Genomic DNA, 3,332 nt, shown 5'->3' with positions numbered 1-3,332 from the left:
GCGGAGAACCGCAAGGGGGAGCGGTCGCAGCCTCTGCGGACCGCGCCCCGGCGACACCCGCTCCGGCACCGGCAGGGCGGCAGCCGCCAACCCGGGCATCCGCCGTGCCGGTGGCCCCCGGCAGGTACGCCGTCGCGGCGGTGTGTGCCACACGCGCCGCAGATCGCCGGGTCAGACTCACTCCCCGGACGCGGGAAGGAGCGGACAGGTGAGCGCAGCACCCATAGGGTTCGGCATCGTGGGCGGTGGCTGGCGGGCCGAGTTCTTCGTCCGGCCGGCAAGGGCGCTGCGTGAACGGCTGGCGCTAGCCGGCGTGGTGACGCGCCTGGCCGAACGTGCCGCCCAGGTGGAGGCGGAGTGGAGCGTACCCGCTTTCCATACGGTCGGAGAACTGTGACCAGCCGCGCCGGAGTTCGTGATCCCGTCGGTGCCGTGGGAGTTGACCCCCCAGGCGGCTCGGTCACGGAACCACCTTGTCGGAGGGCCCGGCGGGAGCCGGCAGCAGTCGGGTGACGACGCCCTGCGCAGGGGTCGCAAGGACGCGGCCAAAGCGCATCTACCGGGATGGGGCGAGAAGCTCACCCCGCATGTCATGCGGCATTTCTGCGCGTCCCAACTCTACGAGAACGGGATGGACTTGCTCGCAATTCAGGAGGTCTTAGGACATTTCTGGATCACCACGACGATGCGATACGTACACGTCCAGCAGACCCGGGCCGAGGACACCTGGGCCGCCGGGACCGAGCGGGCCGCAAAGCGGCTGGAAGGGCTGATCCGATGAGGTGGAACCTGCGACCGACGGCCGCCAGCAAGGTATCTGGAAGGCGTCCGAGCTCCAACGAAGCCTGGCCGAGCACGGGTTGGTGATCTCGGCGGGGAAGATGTCCGGGCTGTGGTCCGGCCGGCCGGTCTCCCTCAAGCTCGACTACCTGGATGTCATCTGTGTGGTCCTTGGCTGCGAGATCGGCGACCTGCTGATCCCCGAGCCGGAGAAAGTCCAGCGCCACGGCGAGGCGACCGGCCAGCAGGCCGCTGCCGCGGCCGATGCGGCCCCAGTGGTGGTACCCCGGCGCCGGGACGGCCGATCTCTACCGCCCACGTGATGGCCTACGTTCTGCCGGCGGGCAAGTGCAAACCGCCGGGCAGCTGCCCTACCTGCTTCGGCTGGGGCGTGCTGCCCGGCTGCACCTGCGGCGCCTGCCAGAGTTTCCGCCGCGACGACGAACCCGCCGAGTGCGTCGGAGGCCACCGAACAGTGCGGTTGAAGAAGGGGTATTGCCGCCTGTGCTGGCATCAGGCGAGCCAGGACGCCAAGGACCAAGTCACGCTGCTGGCACCCTACTTGGAGAGAGTGCGCCACCATCAGCTGTTCTTCACCAACCTTCACCGCCCGCGGCAGCCCGGCCCTCTCAGAGGCAAGCAGGGGCGCCGCCGGGGCCGCCCCGGTCACCCCGAGTTGGCCCCCGCCCACCGGCCGGTCTCCGGCTGGCCCCAGCCGCCGCTGTTCGAGGCCCGCCGAGACTTCACCCGGTGCGACCGCCGGGAACACGCCCGGCCCGACAACCCATGGCTGGCCTGGGCCCGGCATACCGGGCATCGTCCCGGCGAAGCCCACGGCTGGCCCCGGCGCGTCCGCCTGGACGTCGACCGAGCCCTGGTCATCGTGCTGTCCGGCCACACTGGCGGCGAAGTCGTACGCCACTCCGAGATTTTCCCGGCTCTGCGAGCAGGCGGGCTCGGCGTCGAACGCACAACGGAAGTACTCGACCACCTCAGCGTTTTCCAAGACGACCGGACGCCGTCATTCGAACAGCGGCTGGACCGTAAACTCGACGGCACCGCCCCTGGAATCCGCCGCGATGTCGAGCAGTGGGCCCGTCTCCTGCATGACGCGGCCCTCCCTCCCGGCCCCGGGACGAGAACACGGTCTGGAACTACGTCAACCGAATCCGTCCCATCCTGCTGGAGTGGTCCGCCCGCTACGACCACCCGTGCGAGGTGACCCGCGACGACGTCCTCAGCCAGCTCGACGCCCTCCACGGCAGCCCCCGGCGGCACACCCTCATCGGCGGCCGTGTCCGGCGCCTGGATGAACTGACACTCCACGTCGCCCGCGAGTGGCTGGACTACCGGCGTCGCCACGGGCCGGACACCGCCAACCCGCACCTGCTGATCGACAAGTTCACCGCCCTGGGCACCGCCCCGATCAGCGCGGTCTCCCTGACCTCACCGCTTCGCCGCCAGGCCGCCACTCTGGAACAACTCCGCGGCGAGTTGTGCCCATTCCTGTGTGGGCACCTGCTGCCCGGGGGTGATCACATGCAGCGCGACGTGGTCGGCGCCGGCTTCCAGGTGTTCCTGGATCCGAGGGCGAACAGCGTCAATGTCGCCCCAGGCCACCAAGGCGTCGATGAGGCGGTCGCTACCACCGGGAACGAAATCGGCATCGGAGAATCCGAGCCGGCGCAGGTTCCCCTGGTAGGTGTGCAGACCGAGGAAGAAACCGATGCCACCGCGGGCGATCTCTCGGGCGCGGTGCGGGTCGGGGTTCAGGACGACGGCCAGGTGCGGGGCGAGCAGGGCGTCGTTGCCGAGATTCTCGCGGTAGCCGACAGTGGCCTCGGCCGGCACCAGGAACGGGTGCAGTCCTGCGGTTCGGGTTCCGGCGAGCGTGGCCATCCTGGGCCCGAGTGAGCCCAGCAGTCGGCGGTGCCCGGGAAGGGGCGCCGGCGCGGAGTCCAGGCGATCCAGGTAGTTGGTCATCTCCCTGACGGCCGTGCTGAACGGTTTGCCGACCGCGTGGGCCGCTTCGGCGGCGCCCACACCGAGCCCGGTGAGCAGCCGTCCGGGGAAGCTGGACTCGACCGCAGCGGCACGTTCGGCCAGCTCGGCCGCTTCTTGCTTCCAGATGCTCTGCACGCCGATGACGACGGACGTCCGCCGGGTCGCCGCGAGCAGGCGTTGCGCGTCGGAGAACACCTGGCCACCGTCCAGCCCTGGGATCCACAGCGCGCCGAACCCTGCATCGTCCAAGCTGCGGGCGGCGCGCTCGATGGTCTCCGCCGGCGCGGTACGCAGCTCCATACTCCACACGCCGACTCGGCCGAGCCGCTCACGCCACAGCGCGCGGCTTGTCTGGGCGGGGATCTCTGGGCTGCCGTCTTTCGGTGCTTTTGTCGGAGTGTCGGTCATGCGATCGTCCTGCCAATCTCGGGTGGGATGGAGCTGCGCGCAGAAGGCGCTCATCATCAACAGCAGAAGCCGGGGCGTAGGAGTCGAGCCCGCCCCGGTCAGCCGCCCGGGGGCCTGACGGCCGGCGCGGCGAGGCAGGC

The 3,332-nt window shown here is 70.3% G+C and carries 3 protein-coding genes and 1 pseudogene; 3 read left to right on the top strand and 1 reads right to left on the bottom strand.

Going from position 1 to position 3,332, the window contains the following annotated elements; genetic code table 11:
• Positions 1-208: 208 nt before the first annotated feature.
• The 3 genes and pseudogenes from ACFWN1_RS32410 to ACFWN1_RS32400 all read left to right on the top strand — a co-directional run bounded on the left by ACFWN1_RS32410 (position 209) and on the right by ACFWN1_RS32400 (position 1,103).
• A complete protein-coding gene (locus ACFWN1_RS32410) occupies positions 209-397 on the top strand; it encodes a Gfo/Idh/MocA family oxidoreductase (protein WP_384370055.1) in 189 nt (62 codons plus the stop codon).
• 18 nt (positions 398-415) lie between these two features.
• On the top strand, positions 416-781 hold the full coding sequence (locus ACFWN1_RS32405; protein ID WP_384370052.1) for a tyrosine-type recombinase/integrase: 366 nt from the start codon (positions 416-418) through the stop codon (positions 779-781).
• A pseudogene (locus tag ACFWN1_RS32400) lies at positions 778-1,103 on the top strand (helix-turn-helix domain-containing protein). Before ACFWN1_RS32405 ends, ACFWN1_RS32400 begins: the two are co-directional and overlap by 4 nt.
• 1,123 nt (positions 1,104-2,226) lie before the next feature.
• Here the strand turns inward: ACFWN1_RS32400 and ACFWN1_RS32395 are convergent.
• The coding region (locus ACFWN1_RS32395; protein ID WP_384370049.1) for a TIGR03620 family F420-dependent LLM class oxidoreductase at positions 2,227-3,332 on the bottom strand (1,106 nt) is incomplete at its 5' end.

It is taken from the genome of Streptomyces sp. NPDC058459, assembly GCF_042721685.1.
In the GTDB taxonomy this organism is placed as follows: Bacteria; Actinomycetota; Actinomycetes; order Streptomycetales; family Streptomycetaceae; genus Streptomyces.
The sequence above is the reverse complement of the archived record's forward strand: the minus strand, read 5'-3'. Positions and strand labels throughout refer to the sequence as shown.